The organism is Peribacillus sp. YIM B13481, assembly GCF_042787985.1.
GTDB classification, from domain to species: domain Bacteria; phylum Bacillota; class Bacilli; order Bacillales; family DSM-1321; genus Peribacillus; species Peribacillus simplex_A.
Genome location: NZ_JBHZPE010000018.1, coordinates 40600 through 57515, shown reverse-complemented (window position 1 = coordinate 57515; position 16916 = coordinate 40600). Strand labels below are relative to the sequence as shown.

Genomic DNA, 16916 nt, shown 5'->3' with positions numbered 1-16916 from the left:
GAATTTCAAAATAACCTTTAGCAAGGAACATAATAATAGTAAGTAAACCCTTCCATTTTAGGAAGCGAATACTTGAAAAAAGGAGAGCATTTGTCGAATTTTAAAGGTCTTCTTGTCATTTTCCCGGAAATTCCGGCAACTTCCCCATATTTCCCGGAAAATATCGCTTTTTCCTTGTGAAATAATTGAATTTCGACATTGTATCTCTTGTTGCTTTACTGTGTAATAGTTTGATATGATTTAAACGATGATTTTATGGAGAAAAGCGACGAATTTCAGTCGATTTGGATATTTTTTCGGAGGTGAAGAGAATGTCACGTATTTCTATGGAACAAGTTAAACACGTTGCCCATTTGGCTCGTTTGGCAATTACGGAAGAGGAAGCACAACAGTTTCAACATCAGCTTGACCAAATGATTTCATTTGCGGAGCAGTTGAATGAGCTTGATACGGATCAAGTAGACCCGACTTCTCACGTTTTGGATATGAAAAATGTAATGCGCGAAGATATTGCAAAACCAGGATTGCCAGTAGAAGAAGTAGTTAAAAATGCACCGGATAGCAAAGAAGGATATATCCGTGTACCATCTATAATTGAATAAGGAGGGACAATGATGTCGTTGTTCGAACAAAAGGTTTCTGAGCTTCATGAACGCTTACATAAGAAAGAGATCAGTGTCACTGATCTTGTTAACGAATCGTATGAGCGAATTGGACAGGTAGAGGACAAGGTAAAGGCATTTTTGACACTTGATGAAGAAAACGCCCGCAAGCAAGCAAGACGATTGGATGAACAATTGGTAAAAGGTGAGAACAAAGGCGCTTTGTTTGGTCTGCCAATCGGAGTGAAAGATAATATTGTCACTAAAAATTTACGGACGACTTGCGCGAGTAAAATCTTGGAGAACTTTGATCCGATTTATGATGCAACCGCCGTTCAAAAGTTGCAGCAGGCAGAAACGGTTACGATCGGGAAATTGAATATGGATGAATTTGCAATGGGTTCTTCTAATGAGAACTCCGCATTTCAGGCGACACGCAATCCCTGGAATACGGATTATGTACCAGGCGGTTCTTCGGGTGGTTCAGCTGCCTCTGTCGCTTCCGGTGAAGTCCTATTCTCTTTAGGTTCCGATACGGGTGGATCAATCCGCCAACCAGCGGCATATTGTGGAGTTGTCGGCTTAAAACCTACATATGGACGGGTTTCCCGATTCGGACTTGTGGCTTTTGCTTCTTCTCTTGACCAAATTGGACCGGTTACAAGAACGGTCGAAGATAACGCCTATTTGCTTGAAGCGATTTCAGGTGTAGATCCAATGGATTCGACCTCTGCTAATATTGACGTACCGAATTTTGTTAATTCATTAACAGGCGATGTAAGAGGATTGAAAATAGCGGTACCTAAAGAATATCTTGGTGAAGGCGTTGGCGAAGAAGCACGTAATTCCGTACTTGAAGCATTAAAGGTATTAGAAGGACTTGGGGCTGAATGGGAAGAGGTTTCCTTGCCACATTCCAAATATGCTTTAGCTGCATATTATCTGCTTTCTTCATCTGAAGCTTCAGCTAACCTTTCACGTTTTGATGGAGTGCGTTTCGGCCATCGTACAGATAATGCAGAAACTCTTATAGAAATGTATAAGCAAACTCGTGCAGAAGGATTCGGTGACGAAGTGAAACGCCGTATCATGCTTGGAACTTTCTCCTTAAGTTCCGGATATTATGATGCATATTATAAAAAGGCTCAAAAAGTACGTACTTTAATCAAAAAAGACTTTGAAGATGTCTTTGAAAAATATGATGTCATCGTTGGGCCGACGACACCTACGCCTGCATTTAAAATTGGTGAAAAAGTCGACGATCCATTAACGATGTATGCGAATGATATCCTAACGATTCCAGTCAATCTTGCTGGCGTACCGGGTATATCCGTGCCATGTGGATTCGCAGCGAATGGGCTTCCGCTTGGACTGCAAATGATTGGAAAGCATTTTGATGAAAGTACGATTTACCGCGCGGCTCACGCATTTGAGCAAGCAACAGATTTTCATAAACAATTTCCTAAGCTGTAAGGGGTGAAAAAAATGGACTTTGAAACGGTAATTGGTCTAGAAGTACACGTAGAATTAAAAACGGATTCTAAAATTTTCTCAGCGAGCCCGAATCATTTTGGTGCCGCTCCAAATAGTAACACGACTGTAATTGACCTAGGCTACCCAGGCGTATTGCCTGTCGTCAATAAAAAGGCTGTTGATTTTGCAATGAAGGCTGCAATTGCTCTGAATTGCGAAGTGGCGGAAATTACGAAATTCGACCGAAAAAACTATTTTTACCCGGACAATCCTAAAGCATACCAAATTTCACAGTTCGATCAACCGATCGGTGAGCATGGTTGGATTGAAATTGAAGTCGATGGCAAGAAAAAGAAAATCGGTATTACCCGCATTCATATGGAAGAGGATGCTGGAAAGCTGACACATAAAGGGAACTATTCACTTTGTGATTATAACCGCCAAGGTACCCCTCTTGTTGAAATCGTATCCGAACCGGATATCACTTCCCCTGAAGAAGCATATGCTTATTTGGAAAAGTTGAAATCCATCATTCAATACACAGGCGTTTCCGATTGTAAAATGGAAGAAGGCTCACTTCGCTGTGATGCTAATATTTCCTTGAAACCTGTCGGGCAAAAAGAATTCGGAACGAAAACTGAATTGAAAAACTTGAACTCATTCAACTTCGTCCGCAAAGGATTGGAGCATGAAGAGATCCGACAAGCGGAAATCTTGAATGAAGGCGGGATAATCGAACAGGAGACCCGCCGGTTTGACGATGCTACAGGCAGAACGGTACTAATGCGAATTAAGGAAGGTTCCGATGATTACCGTTACTTCCCGGAGCCAGACTTATTGACAATCCATATCGATGAAGAATGGAAAGCACGCATTGCTGCTGAGATTCCAGAACTTCCGGATGCCCGGAAAAAACGTTATGTCGAGGAATTTGGCTTACCGGAATATGATGCCGCCGTTTTAACGGTAACGAAAGAAAGTGCTGATTTCTTTGAAGCGACAGTAGCTTCAGGAGCGGATGCAAAACTAGCATCAAATTGGATCATGGGTGAGGTTTCTGCTTTCTTGAATGCAGAAGGAAAAGAGCTGCATGATGTCAAATTGACTGCTGAATCGTTGGCAGGAATGATTAAGCTGATTGAAGATGGTACAATTTCTTCTAAAATCGCTAAAAAAGTTTTCAAAGAATTGATTGAAAACGGTGGGGACGCTGAAACGATCGTCAAGGAGAAGGGACTAGTCCAAATTTCCGATGAAGGCGCGTTGCGTACGGCTGTTGAAGAAGCGTTGAATAATAACCCGCAATCAATTGAAGATTTTAAAGCCGGGAAACAAAAAGCAATCGGCTTCCTTGTCGGGCAAATTATGAAAGCGACAAAAGGACAGGCTAATCCACAGCTTGTTAATAAAATTTTGGTTGAAGAAATCAATAAACGTTAATATTGACCGTATCACTTTTTTAAGGTGGTACGGTTTTCTCATGATTAAGGAAAGCAAAAATGAGAAAAATAATCGGAATTTCAAGCGGGAAAAAAATTTTGATTTTTTCGGAGTTATCTGTAGGGGTAACTCCTTTTTGTGTCGTCTATTACATGGATGCTTAGCAGGAAAGGAGGAAGAGAAGTGACGGATGAGTTAGTTGAGAAGGTCAGGGCTGGGAATGATCATGCATTCCGGTTGTTGATTGAAACGTATAAACAGACGATTTATAGAACCGTCTATTCCGTCTTAAGAAATCAAAAGGATGCAGAAGATGTTACCCAGGAAGTCTTTATCAAAATCTATACTTCTCTTCCTCAATATAACAATCAAGGGTTCAAAACTTGGATTACCCGTATTGCGGTCAATCATGCAATAGATCTAAAGCGAAAAAGGGTACGTCAAAAGGAAGAACCGCATGAGGAACGTTCATCGGAAGCTAATTTGGGCTTAACTGATGATGTCGAGGCAGTATACTTTCGGAATGAAAGGCGAAAGCAAGTATTACGGAAGCTGAATGACCTTCCGGAGGGGTATCGGGACGTTGTATATGGCTATTACATAAAGGAAAAGACATTCAAGCAAATTGCGGAGGAACAGCAGATTCAAGTTAAATCCGTGGAGGTAAAGCTATATCGGGCAAGAAATTGGATGAGAAAACATTGGAAAGAGGAGGATTTTTCATGAATCATGTTCCTGAAACAGGATGGGTTGCATATTTGGCAGATGAAATACCAGAGTCTCTAAAAATAGAATATGAAAATCATCTATACTCCTGTGACAAGTGTTTGTCCGCCTATTTGGAGGCAATGGAAAAAGAAGAATCCAGTCTGGAAATTGAAGGATTTGATATTGCCGGTCCTGTCATGGACTCGATTAGCCGATTGAAAGGCGGGTATGTTGAAGAGGATAAGCAACTCCGAAAAGAGAATTCACTCCGGACGATCACAAGACATTACCTGATTGCGGCCGGGTTTACGATCCTATTAATGGCAGGTGGAGTATTTCAATCATTTACAGAATACGTGGATTCTATGGAATCCAGAAGTGTAAAGGAAACTCAGTCCTTAACCGATGGGATTATTGATAAAACATTTAATTGGATGGACTCTATTGAAAAGAAAAATAAGGAGGGGTTTAGGAATGAATAAAAGTCCAGTAATAGCTTTTTTATTATCGTTTCTGCCAGGTTTCGGACATTTTTACCTGGGAAGGAAATATAAAGGGTTATTTTATTTTCTTGCTACGGCCGGATTGGGGCTTGGAGGTCTTTTTCTTTCATTGATCAGTCATGCGGATGCATTTCTAGCTTTATCCATTATTGGAATGGTGTTTTATTTCATAAGTATATTTGATTTGGTGGTCACCTCACTAATGAACCCCAAAAATGAAGCGGACTTAGAGGGAATGGTAGAACAGCCGGAAGCGGAAAGATTCTATGTAATCATCCTTTCATTTGTTCCAGGATTAGGGCATTTTCAACTGGGCCTCATGAATCGGGGACTCATTTTTCTAATCGGCTTTTTAGGCATGGGCACTATGGTGATATTCATCAGTGTGATGACACAAATGGAAGGTTTGTTAATATTCATGGCTCTTTTGCCTGTTATCTGGATTTACAGCTTTTTTGATTCGGTTCAACAGCTGAATAAAAAGCAAAGAGGTGAGAAGCTTATTGATCGGTCCGTTTTGGAAGATTTCGAAGAGAGACGGGAATCCGGGAAGAAGAGTAAATCGGTCGCGACTTTATTCGCTATATTCCCTGGTGCGGGTCACTTATATTTGGGGCTGCAAAAACGGGGGATACAATTGATGGCCGGTTTTTTATTCGCCATTTACATACTGGATTTACTCCGTTTAGGTTTCTTCTTTTTCCTTATACCGATCATCTGGTTTTATAGTTTTTTTGATGGATTGCAAAAAGCCTCGAAAATGGAGGAGGGTCCTGTTGAAGATACGCCCATCATTTCGGGAATCGTAAATCACCAAAAATGGGTAGGGTTTGGGTTGGTGGGACTTGGAATCTATTTTTTTGCTAGTAATATAATCGTCCCGGCCCTTGCCCCTCATTTAGATGAATGGATTGGGAGAAACCTGGAATATTGGTTCAAAGATTATTTTCAAAAAGGACTGGTATGCATCCTTCTAATAGGTGGGGGAATCAAATTGCTGTCGGGAAGTAAAAAAGGGAGAGTTAAGGAGGGGACAAAATGAGAACATGGAGAGTCGGAACGATTTCAATGGGAATCTCTCTGGTTAGTCTAGGTTTGGTTTTACTGGTTTCTCAAATTGCGGATATGAATTTGACGACGATTTTGCTATCTTGGTGGCCGTTGCTGTTCATTATCTTGGGTATGGAGATTCTCTTCTATATTTATTTTTCCAGAAAAGAAAGTTCCTTTGTAAAGTATGATATTCTTAGTGTTTTTTTTGTGGGGCTGCTTGGAACGACGGGGATTGCTTTAATTCTGCTAACATCAAGCGGATTGATGGATCAAGTTAGGGCAGCCGTGAATAGTGAAGAAAAAACGGTCAATTTGCCTGGTTTCAATGAAAAGGCCGGGAAAGACATAGAGAGAGTTGTCCTGGATACCGGCTCATACCCATTGACGATCGAAAGTGGTGCGGATGAGGAAGTTTCCATTTTTGGAACTTATGATGAGCGGGTAATGGAAGATGGTGATTCTTTGTTGAAGAAAGCGGAAGACTATTTAATGATTGAGAGAAATGGTGATACGCTTTATATAAGCTTCAAGGATTTGCCGAAAAAAAATGGATTTTTGGACAATGGTACAATGAATCTTAAGGCCACTCTTATAATTCCTGCTGACTTGGCAGCAGAGATAGACGGACAAAGTACCGATCTTGTGGTGAAGCCTAGAAGGCTTTTGAATGATTGGAATGTGAAGGATAGCGGGAATCTTAGCGTATGCCTACAGGGCAATAGTGATATCAAGATAGATGCTAGAGGGGTTGAGGAACTTGAAGGACCTGAGGATATCTGGAAGGTGACGGAAGTGAATGAAGAAGAAACAGGTGAAGAAGGCATTGTAAAAAAGAATGGGATATTCAATACTGGAAAAGGGAAGCATACTTTGACGGTCACCGATACATTTAACGTAAATGTTCAATATCAATGATTGAAATCATTTACTAGAATAAAATTGTAAAAAGCATTATAATTTCCCTGATAAGATTTCTAGTAAAGTGGATATAAAGATATGGACCGAAAAAGCGGTCCTCTTTTTTTCGAATATTGCTTTTCATGTAATGAAGGATTAAGATGTAAATTATGGAATTAATATGTATAAGGATGATGGGAAATGAAGAGAGCAAGGTTGATTTACAACCCGACTTCGGGCCGGGAAGCCATTAAGAAGAGCCTGCCAGGTGTGCTAGCAAAACTTGAAGAAGCTGGTTATGAAGCTTCTGCACATGCGACTACCGGTGCTGGGGATGCGACGAAAGCGGCTAAAATTGCGATTGAACGAGGCTATGATATTGTCATTGCAGCAGGAGGCGACGGAACGATTTATGAGGTTGTTAATGGACTGGCCACTGCAGAGAAACGTCCGAAACTAGGAATCATTCCGACGGGAACGACAAATGATTTCGCGCGGGCACTGCATTTACCGAAGTCAATCGAAGGGGCAGCCGAAATTATTGCCGGAGGGCATACGATGCCGATCGATATTGGTAAAATGAACGATAGGTACTTCATCAATATTGCTGGTGGGGGCCGATTGACTGAATTGACTTACGACGTGCCGATCAAGCTGAAAACCATGCTTGGGCAGCTAGCGTACTATATTAAAGGAATTGAAATGCTTCCTTCAATTAAACCGACGGAAGTCTCAATTGAATATGATGGAAAGCTTTTTGAAGGAGAGATCATGCTTTTCTTGGTGGCTAACACGAATTCGGTCGGCGGCTTCGAGAAACTGGCTCCTGACGCCTCTCTGAATGATGGTATGTTCACGTTGCTCATTTTAAAAAAGGCCAACCTTGCTGATATTGTGCGTGTCGCAACATTGGCAATGCGCGGTGAACATATCCATGATAAAAACGTCATTTATGAAAAAGCCAATCGAATTAAAGTACAGGCCAAAAAGGACATGATGCTTAATTTGGATGGGGAATTTGGCGGGATGGCCCCAGCTGAATTCGTAAATCAGTACCGCCATTTTGATGTATTCATCCCACAAGGAATACTGCCGGACGATCCGGCAAAATAGGGTGAAAAGGCCACTGAATCTGGTGGCCTTTTCAACTTTAATTAAGCAAGGAGAATGTGAGAACATGTATATCAGGAAAGCGACACCGGAAGATGCGGACAAGGCAGCAATATTGACCCGGTTAGCGATTAAAGAAATTGCAGAGGTATTGACAGGTGAAACGGAAGAAGAAAGAATACTTTACGTTCTTGCCGATTTGTTCAGGAAAAGCGGAAATCGGATTAGCTATGAAAATACGTTCGTAAGTGAACATGATGGACAAGTATCGGGATTGATCATTGCCTACCATGGCAAGGATGCCGAGAGCTTGGATGAACCGATAGTGAAACGATTAAGGACGAAAATGAAAGATCCAAGCGTTACGCTTGATAAGGAAGCAGAAATGAAAGACTTTTATTTGGATACATTATGCGTTGACCCGAATTTTCAAGGAAAAGGGATTGGTAGTACACTGATTCAATATGTTGAGGGGTACGCTAAACAGAAGGGGTATCCAAGGGTTTCTTTAGTCGTTGAAAATGAAAATGAAGGGGCGAATCGTCTCTATAGCAGATTAGGATATAAAGAAATGAAAACCATTACGATTAGCGGCCATGAATTTGGCTATATGGTAAAAGAAATAGAAGAACCTCCTGTTTAACAGGGGGTCCTTTTTCGGTGTTTTTTAAAATTGGCGCTTGTTGCAACTACATTTGCTGGCCATTCATGGCGGCCCAATCGGCGTAAACTCCGGTACCATTACAGCCTGGACAGTCGTGTATATCGGAAAAATGATATTCCGTCGGTACGAAGGAGCTGTATCCTCGTCCGTAACAATCCGGACAGAAGCCTTTTTCCTCCATGCTTGCTCGATGTTTTTCTAGCCTTGTAGCGTTCCAGGCTGATATAGAGTTAAATAAACTCATTTCCTCACCTCGTTTATTTTTCCTTATTTTTCTTTTTTTGTTGAACTTTTATACATGGAACTATGAAAAATCGTAATTCCTTCCCCTATATTTTTATGAAAACTAAGGTAAATTGGTGAGTGGTTTTGTGGCAAGGGCTCGATTGTGGTAAAATACAGGCTAGCATAAAAAAGAAAAGAGAAGATGATATGAAAAAAACAGCACCTGTTGCTAAAAACGATATTATAGAGGTTTTATTTGAAGATTTAACACACGAAGGAGCTGGAGTGGCTAAAGTCGATGGCTATCCTATCTTTGTTCAGAACGCCCTTCCTGGTGAAAAGGCAAAAATTAAAGTGATGAAGGCTAATAAAGGTTATGGCTTCGGACGCTTAATGGAGATTATAGAAAATAGTCCATACCGGGTTGAGGTCACTACTGAAGACTTCCATAAATACGGTGGATGTCAGCTGCAACATATGAGCTATGAAGGACAGTTGGAATTCAAGGAAAAGCAAGTACGTGATGTGATGACACGCATCGGGAAACTTGAGGATGTGAAGGTTCACCCAATCATCGGGATGGAGAATCCAACTCATTATCGCAATAAAGCTCAAGTGCCTGTTGGTGAAAAGGATGGCAGGCTAATAGCTGGATTCTTCAAACCGCGGACACATGAAATTGTTGAAACGAAAGAAAGCATTATCCAAAATCAAGCGATCAGTGAAGCCGTTCAAGTTGTTAAAGAGATTTTCAGTAAACTTGGTATCCCTGCTTATAATGAGGAGGCACATAAAGGTGTATTGCGGCACATCATGGCCCGTTATGGCAAGCAAACAGGGGAATTGATGATTGTTCTTGTTACAAGAACAAATAGTATCCCTTTCATCGAAACTATCGTAAAGGAAGTCGTTGAACGTCTTCCACAAGTGAAATCCATCGTTCAAAATGTGAATTCCAAGAAAACGAATGTTATCTTAGGCGATAAAATGACTTTATTGTGGGGCGACGAAGTGATCCATGATATGATCGGTGATGTTAAATTTGCGATTTCAGCAAAATCATTTTACCAAATCAATCCAGATCAAACGAAAGTCCTTTATGATAAAGCCCTTGACTATGCAGGGCTAACGGGTGAAGAGACGGTGATAGATGCCTATTGCGGCATAGGAACCATTTCTTTATTCTTAGCTAAAAAAGCGAAAAAAGTAATCGGTGTCGAAGTAGTGGAAGAAGCGATAGAAGACGCACGCCGCAACGCTGAATTGAATGAAATCTCAAATGCCGAATTCATTGTCGGCGATGCAGGCAACGTTATTGCTGAATGGTATCAAAAGGGCAACACTGCTGATGTCATCGTAGTGGATCCTCCTCGCAAAGGTTGTGAAGAATCCCTTCTAAATACGATCATCGAGATGAAACCGAATAAAGTCGTATACGTGTCATGCAACCCAGGCACTTTGGCTCGTGATCTTCATATCTTGGAAGAAGGCGGATATAAAGCAATCGATATCCAACCTGTTGATATGTTCCCAATGACGACACATGTTGAAAATGTAGTGTTATTAGAGTTGAAATAATGAGAAAGAGTCCGGTCACTCATGACCGGGCTCCTTTTTATAGTGGAGGATATGGTTTTTTTTTACATGTATATTCTTGACTCCCTAACTTGGACATATATTAGGATTATCAAAAGGGCGGCAGGTGATTTTATTAATTTTCAAAAAGCGGTGGCTGTAAGTGTTGGAAGCTTTATGATGGGTATTGGAATCAATGGTTTTTTAGTTCCTCATCATTTAATAGATGGCGGAGTTATTGGAATTGCACTCATCCTTCATTATTTCTATGGTTTTCAAACGGGGATATCGATGTTGATCCTTAGCATTCCCCTATTTTTATATGCCTGGCATTATGAACGGCCCTTTTTCTACAGCAGCATTCACGGATTATTATTGACATCCCTTTTTATGGATTGGCTCAATCCATTGAAAAAGGTCTTTTCCATTTCGATACTAGCTAGCTCTTTGATTGGCGGTGCCATCATCGGGGTGGCCATAGGGCTCATGCTTCGATATGAGACTAGCAGCGGAGGAACGGATATGTTAGCCAAAATCATTTCCAAATCTACCTCTATAAACATTGCTTTAGCCATTATCCTCATAGATACATTAATCATTTCCGCCGCCGCCTTCACCTTAGATATAGAAATTTTCCTTTTTTCATGTGTGACGATCTTCACCATTGGGCTAATCACCTCTCTTATGAAAGTGAGGAAATCAATACGGTAATCAGTTTCTTAAAATATGGGCTACGTTATCTATTGCCTTTTGCAGTTTTTCGCTATTTTTGCTATACATCTCTTTAGCTTCGTTTGATTCAGTTCCTAGGGCAAATAATTCTAAGTCTGCTTGGCATTTTTTCAAGGTTGCGAGCATTAAAGGTTTTTCTAGAGGAGATGGCACTTTAATTTTATCATCAAAAAGGTCCACGTTTAATTCTCCATTAGAGTTTGCTTGTCCGAGAAAGACATTCTCGATGGTTACACCTAACTTATCCAGTTCAGTTTTCAGCCAATTTCGGTTTAGGCCAATCGTGGATAGGGGTTCATCTAGAATTTGACCATCCATTATAACAGTCTGAGCCTCCTTGACAGAAGCAACTGTCATTTTTAAATCTTTTGCCGTTAGAGGTTGGTCTTCTTTCTTTAACAGTACGGAAAAATCACCGTTAGCCTCTAATAAGGCAAACTCGACTGTTGATATATCAAAGACATCCTTACTTCGGAGTAACCACAATAATTCATCGGTTGTATACTTTTCCTTTTTTAAATTGTCCTCCATGACTTTTCCATCTTTAATAAAAATTGTTGCTTTCCCTTCGACTAAATCACGAACAATTTTGCTTTTCATGGAAAGTAATCCTGCAATGAAAGGAGCAAATGCAAAAACGAGAATGGAAAGAACACCGTGAACAATATTTCCTTCAACCTTTGTGGCTAACTCTGCGCCAACGTTCCCGATGGTTATGCCAGTGACGTACTCAAAAAAGGAAAGCTGAGATATTTGTTTTTTACCTAACCATTTTGTGATTAAAAAAAGAACAATTAAGAAAAATAGTGACCGTAAAACGATTTCTAACCATTCAGGCATTACTTAGCACCCCCTGCAATTCATAGGTATTTAAAACCCCTTATATTGTGGTTCTTCCCGTTCTAACTCACCCACTCGCTTTTGTACATCCTTCAGTATTTCATTCACCACCAGCATCGTTTCATGCAAGGTGCGTTTAGATTCATCATCTTGAGTCCGGAGTGCTAGGCTGGATAAGCCTGCCTCAACTCCTTTTAGGCTAGAGACACATTGTTTTACATCAGAAGCTATCGTCATGGAGCATCCTCCTTATCCTTTAGGTCTAAAAATAATGGCTCCGATCATACCAAAAATGATGGCAGCTGATATCCCGGCACTGGTTACTTCGAACATGCCAGATACAACACCGATCAAGCCATGCTTTTCCGCTTCGGCTAACGCTCCGTGTACAAGGGAATTTCCAAAACTGGTAATGGGCACCGTCGCTCCTGCACCCGCAAAATCAATGAAAGGTTCATATAATCCAAAACCATCCAAAAGCGCTCCCGTAACAACAAAAGTACATAAAGTATGGGCAGGCGTGAGTTTAAATACATCAAACATTATCTGCCCGATTACACAAATGGAGCCCCCGACTACAAAAGCCCAAAAGTAAATCATAATTGTGGTTCACCGCCATATTCAATTGATACGGCATGGGCAATGCATGGAATCGTCTCACTTTGTTGAAAGGAAAGGGGAGATAACAAGGCACCGGTAGCCACGACGAGCATTCGTTTTATTTCACCCTTTTTCATGCGATTTAATAAATGACCATACACAACGGTTGCGGAACATCCAGGTCCGCTCGCTCCAGATAGGACCGGTTGATCATTCTTGTATATCATTAAACCGCAATCTTTATATTGATTTTCCTCAATGGGAGTTCCATGTTTTTTAAATAATTCCAATGAAACTTCATGTCCAATTTTTCCTAAATCCCCCGTCACTATTAAATCATAATAAGATGGGGAGAGGTTCCGTTCTCTTAAATGGGCTTCAATCGTATCCACAGCGGCCGGGGCCATGGCACCTCCCATATTGAAAGGATCAGTCAATCCCATGTCGATGACACGGCCTATCGTAGCTGAAGTGACTCTTGGGCCTTCCCCGGCACTGCTTAATAAAGCCACACCTGCCCCCGTAACGGTCCATTGGGCTGTTGGAGGTTTTTGCCCACCGTATTCAGTTGGGTAGCGAAATTGCTTTTCAACTGCTGTGTTATGACTTGATGCTCCTGTCAATAAGTAATCTGCCCCTTTGGTATTGACAAGGTATGCTCCGAGAGCCAGTCCTTCCATAGAGGTTGAGCAAGCTCCAAATAAGCCGAGATAAGGTGTTCCCAATGTTCGACAGGCAAAACTCGTAGGGGTTATTTGATTGATAAGGTCGCCTCCGAGGAAAAATTGGATTTGTTCCTTTTGAAGACCCGCCTTTTCGATTGCTTTTGTACTCGCTTCTTCTATGAGGACTTTGTGAGCCTTTTCATAGGAATCTTGATTTAGCCATAAATCCGAATGAAGTAGATCGAAATCATCAGCAAGCAAACCGTTTGCTTCAAATGGACCACCAACGGTTCCGGTTGAGATGATGACAGGCTTTTGATCAAACACCCATGTGCGATGTCCCGTAAGCATTATAAACCACCCCATTGTATGAGTATTGTTTTTATCATTGCTACGATAAAAGCGGAAAATACACCGAATAAGATAACGGATCCAGCCAATTTGAACATATTGCCGCCGACTCCTAAAACGAAACCTTCCGTCCGGTGTTCAATCGCTGCCGATATAACGGCATTACCGAATCCCGTAAGCGGCACAGCAGAACCAGCACCGCCAAATTGGGCGATTCTGTCATACACCCCAAATCCGGTGAGAAGCATGGCGACGAAAATTAATGTGCCTGCAGTTGGGTTTCCAGCTGTCTGGTCCGTGAAGTCAAAGTAATGGATATAAAAGTTCGAAATGACCTGTCCGATCAGGCAAATTATACCGCCAGTCATAAATGCTTTTACGCAATTCAGTAGTATTGGCCTTTTGGTTTCCAGTTGGTTTTGAAGTTGCTGATATTCCTGTTGGACAGGTGTCAGTTTTTTCTTTTTATTATTTGACATCCTCGTATCACTTCTTTCATTTGTTACGTTTTTTCATTCAATAAGGCTTTTATCCTTTTGAATTCCCTATTTAAGGAGTCCATTTTAGTATGGTCTTTCTCAAGTTCCTGCTCCAGCTGCTCCAGTTCTATAAACATCTTTTGATCTGTCGAGATCAGGATTTTATAATCAGGAAACATGTCTTCCAGTTCTGTTTGCGATTTCTTTTCAATCTTTTTTAAGCGTAGTCGATCGAAGTTTTCCACTTTAATGGCCACTAGCAGTTCCTTATTGGAATTCACGGCTTTTACATCCGCGACTTCGTCCTGGTTCATTAGCTTATTTTTAGCTTGATTGGCTGCCGTTTGGTCAATTGGCTTGTTGGTATGTACTTTGGATATATTCAAGTCCCGATCCTTATTACTATCTTTTTGACTGGAATTTGCCGAACATCCTGTCATAAGCAAAACGATTAATATGAAAAAAAAAGGAATGAAACAGTTTAGCTTGTATGGCAAGGTACCGTCTCCTTATAGATGGATTAAAGATATAAAAAAGGTTGGTTGCCTCAACCAACCTTTTTATATCATTTCTTATTGCTTATATTGTGGTTCTTCTTGCTCAATCTGATCAATTCGGGGAGAAACGCTGTCAACAATCGATTGTGTTTGTTGAGCAGCTTGTTGATAAAGTTGTTTTGCTTGCTCGTTGTCTGTTGAAAGGGCAAAGGTCTCAAAGCTTGCTTGAGCACTTTTTAGTCCAGCTAAAGTCGTCTTAACATTACTAATTACTGTCATGGTGTCACCTCCTTGGTTTTCCACTGCCTTTTTAGAGTAAGGAAAAAATGATTAAATATACCTTCCAAATTTCTCAGGGTTTTTTTAATACCTTCTTTTCATTAATCAAACGTTTGATTAATGAAAAGAAGGCATATGGGGTACGATAGCGGTAGGTTTTTTCTCTACTGAAAATGGATTGTTTACAGGAGGGAGATGGCATTTGCTCGGAGTTCAATCATTTGGATTAGTGGTGCTGTGCATATGGGGCTTTTCATTGACAAGGTTTCATCTTTAAAGTTGTAAATGTTTGGGTGCCTATAAGATCAACTGTTGAAGAAGAAGAAACATACCTCACCGGAGTTCATCAAGGTGGATGGCTACTTTGAGCAGGACGAAGAATTGACAAGGTAAGGTCTATAATTATATTAATGGTAGAATCAATTAAGAGGTGAATTTTAAATGGGAGCATGTAATCTTAACCATTCGCAGCAAGATGTCAGGCAGAAATTTGAGAGTCAAAAGGCATTTTTACCAACCGCATTGAGTCAAGCAATAGATTGTTATCTGGAAAAAGGGAATTCACAGGAAACATTGAATGAACTTTTTCATCTATTGAAGAAGTATGACTTGTCTACTCAAGAGGAACAGGAATCAAGAAACGAAAAATTGAAACAGGTCATGTTGTAATCGAGAAAGAACGGGAGCGCAAGGGATGGCTCACGTTCTTTTTTTGTTTTTTCATTATGGAATATATTTTTTTTAACTTTAGGAGGGCTTACATTATTTAAGGGATTTTTGTGATACTATCGCATGAACTATTGTTGTGGGCCACTACTTAGATAACATTGAAGGATTTGAGGGTAGGAAAGCAGCCGCAGGGATGTAGCTGACTCCTATTTTTTTTATTGGGAGCATCAATTTAAAGAAGAGAGCAGGGCTCAGCCATTTAATATGGCGGTCATCAATTGAAGATTCTTGGAAACAAGGCTCGTCGTTGACAGCTTACAGATAGTCCACATTTAAATGGGTTCCTGACAACGCTGGAGGTCGGCCAAAAAGAGGCTGAAAAGGGCTTATCAGGCGGTATGAAACGGAAACTTAATATCGCGTTAGGTACGTACCCCTGATATCCTTTTGATGGACGAACCAACCGAGGGCATCGATCTTCAATCCAAACTCGAAATTAATCAATATGTAAAAATACTGGCAAGGCAAGGGAAAACAATTGTGTATATTTCACATGATATGAGTGAAATCGTAAAGCTCTGTGAACGATGGTGTTCTTCAAAATGGTGTGTTTAAATTCAGGGACACTTAAGGGCACAGCCGAAAGTTTTTCGGGAAAAATGGATATTATAACATATGTATGTAGAAATTGGCATAGGGACTGCTAAGGGTGACCGAGGATGGTTTTAAGGCTTGATTAATCAGTTAAAGTACGCCAGACAAGGGTTTGGTGGTCCTTTAAAAATTTAATCAATCGTTTGATTAAATTCATTTATTGGAATTACTGATTATCAAACCCTTCCGATAAAAGATACAAAAAGCAGGGCCCATAATGAGCTCCTGCTTTTTGTATTAAAAGCCATCCTCTGTTGCGGTGAAGGGAATGTTTAGGTTTCTTTCGACGGCACGAAGTCTTTGATTTAGTCGGTTCAGCCTATTCGAATGGCGTTGATCAGTTTGACTTAGCCTGGTTATTTCCTGGTTAACACGGTTCAATTCTCGATTTATCCGTGTGATTTCTTGGTTCTGCCGAGTGAGTTCCCTCGTTTGACGCTCATTTTGACGCTCAAGTTCTCGGACTCTTCGTTCAAGTTGTTGAGGCTCCCTTTCAAAATCGAACTGTTCGGGCACGTGGCTATATGAATTTTCTTGAATCTGCTGAAGGTTCCAATCTTGCTGTGGTGCATATTCAAATCTTTCTGGCTGTTGGAAATAGGGGTTAAAATTAGACTGATAGTACTGTTGATTTCCATTTTGTTGTGGATAAGGATAAAATCCGTATGAATTCATAGTCAACTCTCCTTTTTAAAATCAGGATGGATACGTAATAACTTATGTAAGTTCCGGTGAAGTGTCTAGGCGTTTGCCCATAATAGTGGGAAGAAGAGATAATTTTACCGAAAAAATTTCAATAAATTTGCAGAAACCATGCTGTTCCTATATCGTTTAGTATAGGAGAAAATCTTTCATCCATCTTGAAACCAATCTTAAAGATAATCCGTATATATAGAAAAG

General features: G+C 40.6%; 20 protein-coding genes. 12 read left to right on the top strand and 8 right to left on the bottom strand.

Annotated elements, in window-relative coordinates; all coding sequences use genetic code 11:
- Positions 1–311: 311 nt before the first annotated feature.
- The 11 genes from gatC to ACFX4X_RS12580 all read left to right on the top strand — a co-directional run bounded on the left by gatC (position 312) and on the right by ACFX4X_RS12580 (position 10961).
- The gene (gatC, locus tag ACFX4X_RS12630; protein ID WP_061461284.1) at positions 312–602 is read left to right on the top strand and encodes an Asp-tRNA(Asn)/Glu-tRNA(Gln) amidotransferase subunit GatC; all 291 of its coding nucleotides are present in this window, start codon (positions 312–314) and stop codon (positions 600–602) included.
- Positions 603–614: 12 nt separating this feature from the next.
- Positions 615–2075 carry an Asp-tRNA(Asn)/Glu-tRNA(Gln) amidotransferase subunit GatA gene (gene gatA, locus ACFX4X_RS12625; RefSeq protein ID WP_061461285.1) on the top strand — a complete coding sequence of 487 codons (1461 nt, stop codon included), beginning with the start codon at positions 615–617 and terminating at the stop codon, positions 2073–2075.
- Between the two features lie 12 nt (positions 2076–2087).
- Entirely contained in the window at positions 2088–3515 is a 1428-nt protein-coding gene (gatB, locus tag ACFX4X_RS12620) for an Asp-tRNA(Asn)/Glu-tRNA(Gln) amidotransferase subunit GatB (protein ID WP_061461286.1), read from the top strand.
- Positions 3516–3698: 183 nt separating this feature from the next.
- Positions 3699–4241 (top strand): sigma-70 family RNA polymerase sigma factor, encoded by a 543-nt coding sequence (locus tag ACFX4X_RS12615; protein ID WP_377383864.1) that lies wholly within the window; start codon positions 3699–3701, stop codon positions 4239–4241.
- Positions 4238–4705: a hypothetical protein gene (locus tag ACFX4X_RS12610; RefSeq protein ID WP_317778341.1), complete on the top strand. Its 468-nt coding sequence runs from the start codon at positions 4238–4240 to the stop codon at positions 4703–4705. Before ACFX4X_RS12615 ends, ACFX4X_RS12610 begins: the two co-directional genes overlap by 4 nt.
- Positions 4698–5768 carry a hypothetical protein gene (locus tag ACFX4X_RS12605; RefSeq protein WP_377383861.1) on the top strand — a complete coding sequence of 357 codons (1071 nt, stop codon included), beginning with the start codon at positions 4698–4700 and terminating at the stop codon, positions 5766–5768. The genes ACFX4X_RS12610 and ACFX4X_RS12605 overlap by 8 nt, the downstream gene beginning before the upstream one ends.
- Positions 5765–6694, top strand: coding sequence for a LiaF transmembrane domain-containing protein (locus ACFX4X_RS12600; RefSeq protein ID WP_284471953.1), 930 nt, complete (start codon positions 5765–5767; stop codon positions 6692–6694). The genes ACFX4X_RS12605 and ACFX4X_RS12600 overlap by 4 nt, the downstream gene beginning before the upstream one ends.
- Before the next feature lie 183 nt (positions 6695–6877).
- Positions 6878–7789, top strand: coding sequence for a diacylglycerol kinase (locus tag ACFX4X_RS12595; RefSeq protein WP_061461288.1), 912 nt, complete (start codon positions 6878–6880; stop codon positions 7787–7789).
- A 64-nt stretch (positions 7790–7853) separates the two neighbouring features.
- Entirely contained in the window at positions 7854–8429 is a 576-nt protein-coding gene (locus tag ACFX4X_RS12590) for a GNAT family N-acetyltransferase (protein ID WP_377383856.1), read from the top strand.
- A gap of 453 nt (positions 8430–8882) precedes the next feature.
- Positions 8883–10253: a 23S rRNA (uracil(1939)-C(5))-methyltransferase RlmD gene (gene rlmD, locus ACFX4X_RS12585; RefSeq protein ID WP_061465941.1), complete on the top strand. Its 1371-nt coding sequence runs from the start codon at positions 8883–8885 to the stop codon at positions 10251–10253.
- A gap of 51 nt (positions 10254–10304) precedes the next feature.
- Positions 10305–10961 (top strand): YitT family protein, encoded by a 657-nt coding sequence (locus ACFX4X_RS12580; protein ID WP_377383853.1) that lies wholly within the window; start codon positions 10305–10307, stop codon positions 10959–10961.
- On the opposite strand, the gene ACFX4X_RS12575 is transcribed toward ACFX4X_RS12580, so the two are convergent.
- From ACFX4X_RS12575 to ACFX4X_RS12545, 7 genes are all read right to left on the bottom strand, one after another.
- The gene (locus tag ACFX4X_RS12575) at positions 10962–11822 is read right to left on the bottom strand and encodes a DUF421 domain-containing protein (protein WP_061461291.1); all 861 of its coding nucleotides are present in this window, start codon (positions 11820–11822) and stop codon (positions 10962–10964) included.
- A gap of 30 nt (positions 11823–11852) precedes the next feature.
- Positions 11853–12059 carry a DUF1657 domain-containing protein gene (locus ACFX4X_RS12570; RefSeq protein WP_061461292.1) on the bottom strand — a complete coding sequence of 69 codons (207 nt, stop codon included), beginning with the start codon at positions 12057–12059 and terminating at the stop codon, positions 11853–11855.
- A 12-nt stretch (positions 12060–12071) separates the two neighbouring features.
- The gene (gene spoVAE, locus ACFX4X_RS12565) at positions 12072–12422 is read right to left on the bottom strand and encodes a stage V sporulation protein AE (RefSeq protein ID WP_061461293.1); all 351 of its coding nucleotides are present in this window, start codon (positions 12420–12422) and stop codon (positions 12072–12074) included.
- A complete protein-coding gene (gene spoVAD, locus ACFX4X_RS12560) occupies positions 12419–13438 on the bottom strand; it encodes a stage V sporulation protein AD (protein WP_061461294.1) in 1020 nt (339 codons plus the stop codon). The genes spoVAE and spoVAD overlap by 4 nt, the downstream gene beginning before the upstream one ends.
- The gene (gene spoVAC, locus ACFX4X_RS12555; RefSeq protein WP_317778335.1) at positions 13438–13917 is read right to left on the bottom strand and encodes a stage V sporulation protein AC; all 480 of its coding nucleotides are present in this window, start codon (positions 13915–13917) and stop codon (positions 13438–13440) included. Before spoVAC ends, spoVAD begins: the two co-directional genes overlap by 1 nt.
- Before the next feature lie 23 nt (positions 13918–13940).
- On the bottom strand, positions 13941–14414 hold the full coding sequence (locus tag ACFX4X_RS12550) for a YhcN/YlaJ family sporulation lipoprotein (RefSeq protein WP_377383848.1): 474 nt from the start codon (positions 14412–14414) through the stop codon (positions 13941–13943).
- A gap of 75 nt (positions 14415–14489) precedes the next feature.
- Positions 14490–14693, bottom strand: coding sequence for a DUF1657 domain-containing protein (locus ACFX4X_RS12545; protein ID WP_377383845.1), 204 nt, complete (start codon positions 14691–14693; stop codon positions 14490–14492).
- Between the two features lie 441 nt (positions 14694–15134).
- On the opposite strand from ACFX4X_RS12545, the gene ACFX4X_RS12540 reads away from it, so the two are divergent.
- The gene (locus ACFX4X_RS12540; RefSeq protein WP_089362529.1) at positions 15135–15362 is read left to right on the top strand and encodes a group-specific protein; all 228 of its coding nucleotides are present in this window, start codon (positions 15135–15137) and stop codon (positions 15360–15362) included.
- Positions 15363–16253: 891 nt separating this feature from the next.
- Here the strand turns inward: ACFX4X_RS12540 and ACFX4X_RS12535 are convergent.
- A complete protein-coding gene (locus ACFX4X_RS12535) occupies positions 16254–16691 on the bottom strand; it encodes a hypothetical protein (protein ID WP_089362530.1) in 438 nt (145 codons plus the stop codon).
- Positions 16692–16916 lie beyond the last annotated feature (225 nt).

Coding starts and splice junctions, on each gene's coding strand:
- gatC (WP_061461284.1), top strand. CDS start 312: ATGTCACGTATTTCTATGGAACAAGTTAAACACGTTGCCCATTTGGCT.
- gatA (WP_061461285.1), top strand. CDS start 615: ATGTCGTTGTTCGAACAAAAGGTTTCTGAGCTTCATGAACGCTTACAT.
- gatB (WP_061461286.1), top strand. CDS start 2,088: ATGGACTTTGAAACGGTAATTGGTCTAGAAGTACACGTAGAATTAAAA.
- ACFX4X_RS12610 (WP_317778341.1), top strand. CDS start 4,238: ATGAATCATGTTCCTGAAACAGGATGGGTTGCATATTTGGCAGATGAA.
- ACFX4X_RS12605 (WP_377383861.1), top strand. CDS start 4,698: ATGAATAAAAGTCCAGTAATAGCTTTTTTATTATCGTTTCTGCCAGGT.
- ACFX4X_RS12600 (WP_284471953.1), top strand. CDS start 5,765: ATGAGAACATGGAGAGTCGGAACGATTTCAATGGGAATCTCTCTGGTT.
- ACFX4X_RS12595 (WP_061461288.1), top strand. CDS start 6,878: ATGAAGAGAGCAAGGTTGATTTACAACCCGACTTCGGGCCGGGAAGCC.
- ACFX4X_RS12590 (WP_377383856.1), top strand. CDS start 7,854: ATGTATATCAGGAAAGCGACACCGGAAGATGCGGACAAGGCAGCAATA.
- rlmD (WP_061465941.1), top strand. CDS start 8,883: ATGAAAAAAACAGCACCTGTTGCTAAAAACGATATTATAGAGGTTTTA.
- ACFX4X_RS12580 (WP_377383853.1), top strand. CDS start 10,305: ATGGTTTTTTTTTACATGTATATTCTTGACTCCCTAACTTGGACATAT.
- ACFX4X_RS12575 (WP_061461291.1), bottom strand. CDS start 11,822: ATGCCTGAATGGTTAGAAATCGTTTTACGGTCACTATTTTTCTTAATT.
- ACFX4X_RS12570 (WP_061461292.1), bottom strand. CDS start 12,059: ATGACGATAGCTTCTGATGTAAAACAATGTGTCTCTAGCCTAAAAGGA.
- spoVAE (WP_061461293.1), bottom strand. CDS start 12,422: ATGATTTACTTTTGGGCTTTTGTAGTCGGGGGCTCCATTTGTGTAATC.
- spoVAD (WP_061461294.1), bottom strand. CDS start 13,438: ATGCTTACGGGACATCGCACATGGGTGTTTGATCAAAAGCCTGTCATC.
- spoVAC (WP_317778335.1), bottom strand. CDS start 13,917: ATGTCAAATAATAAAAAGAAAAAACTGACACCTGTCCAACAGGAATAT.
- ACFX4X_RS12545 (WP_377383845.1), bottom strand. CDS start 14,693: ATGACAGTAATTAGTAATGTTAAGACGACTTTAGCTGGACTAAAAAGT.
- ACFX4X_RS12540 (WP_089362529.1), top strand. CDS start 15,135: ATGGGAGCATGTAATCTTAACCATTCGCAGCAAGATGTCAGGCAGAAA.
- ACFX4X_RS12535 (WP_089362530.1), bottom strand. CDS start 16,691: ATGAATTCATACGGATTTTATCCTTATCCACAACAAAATGGAAATCAA.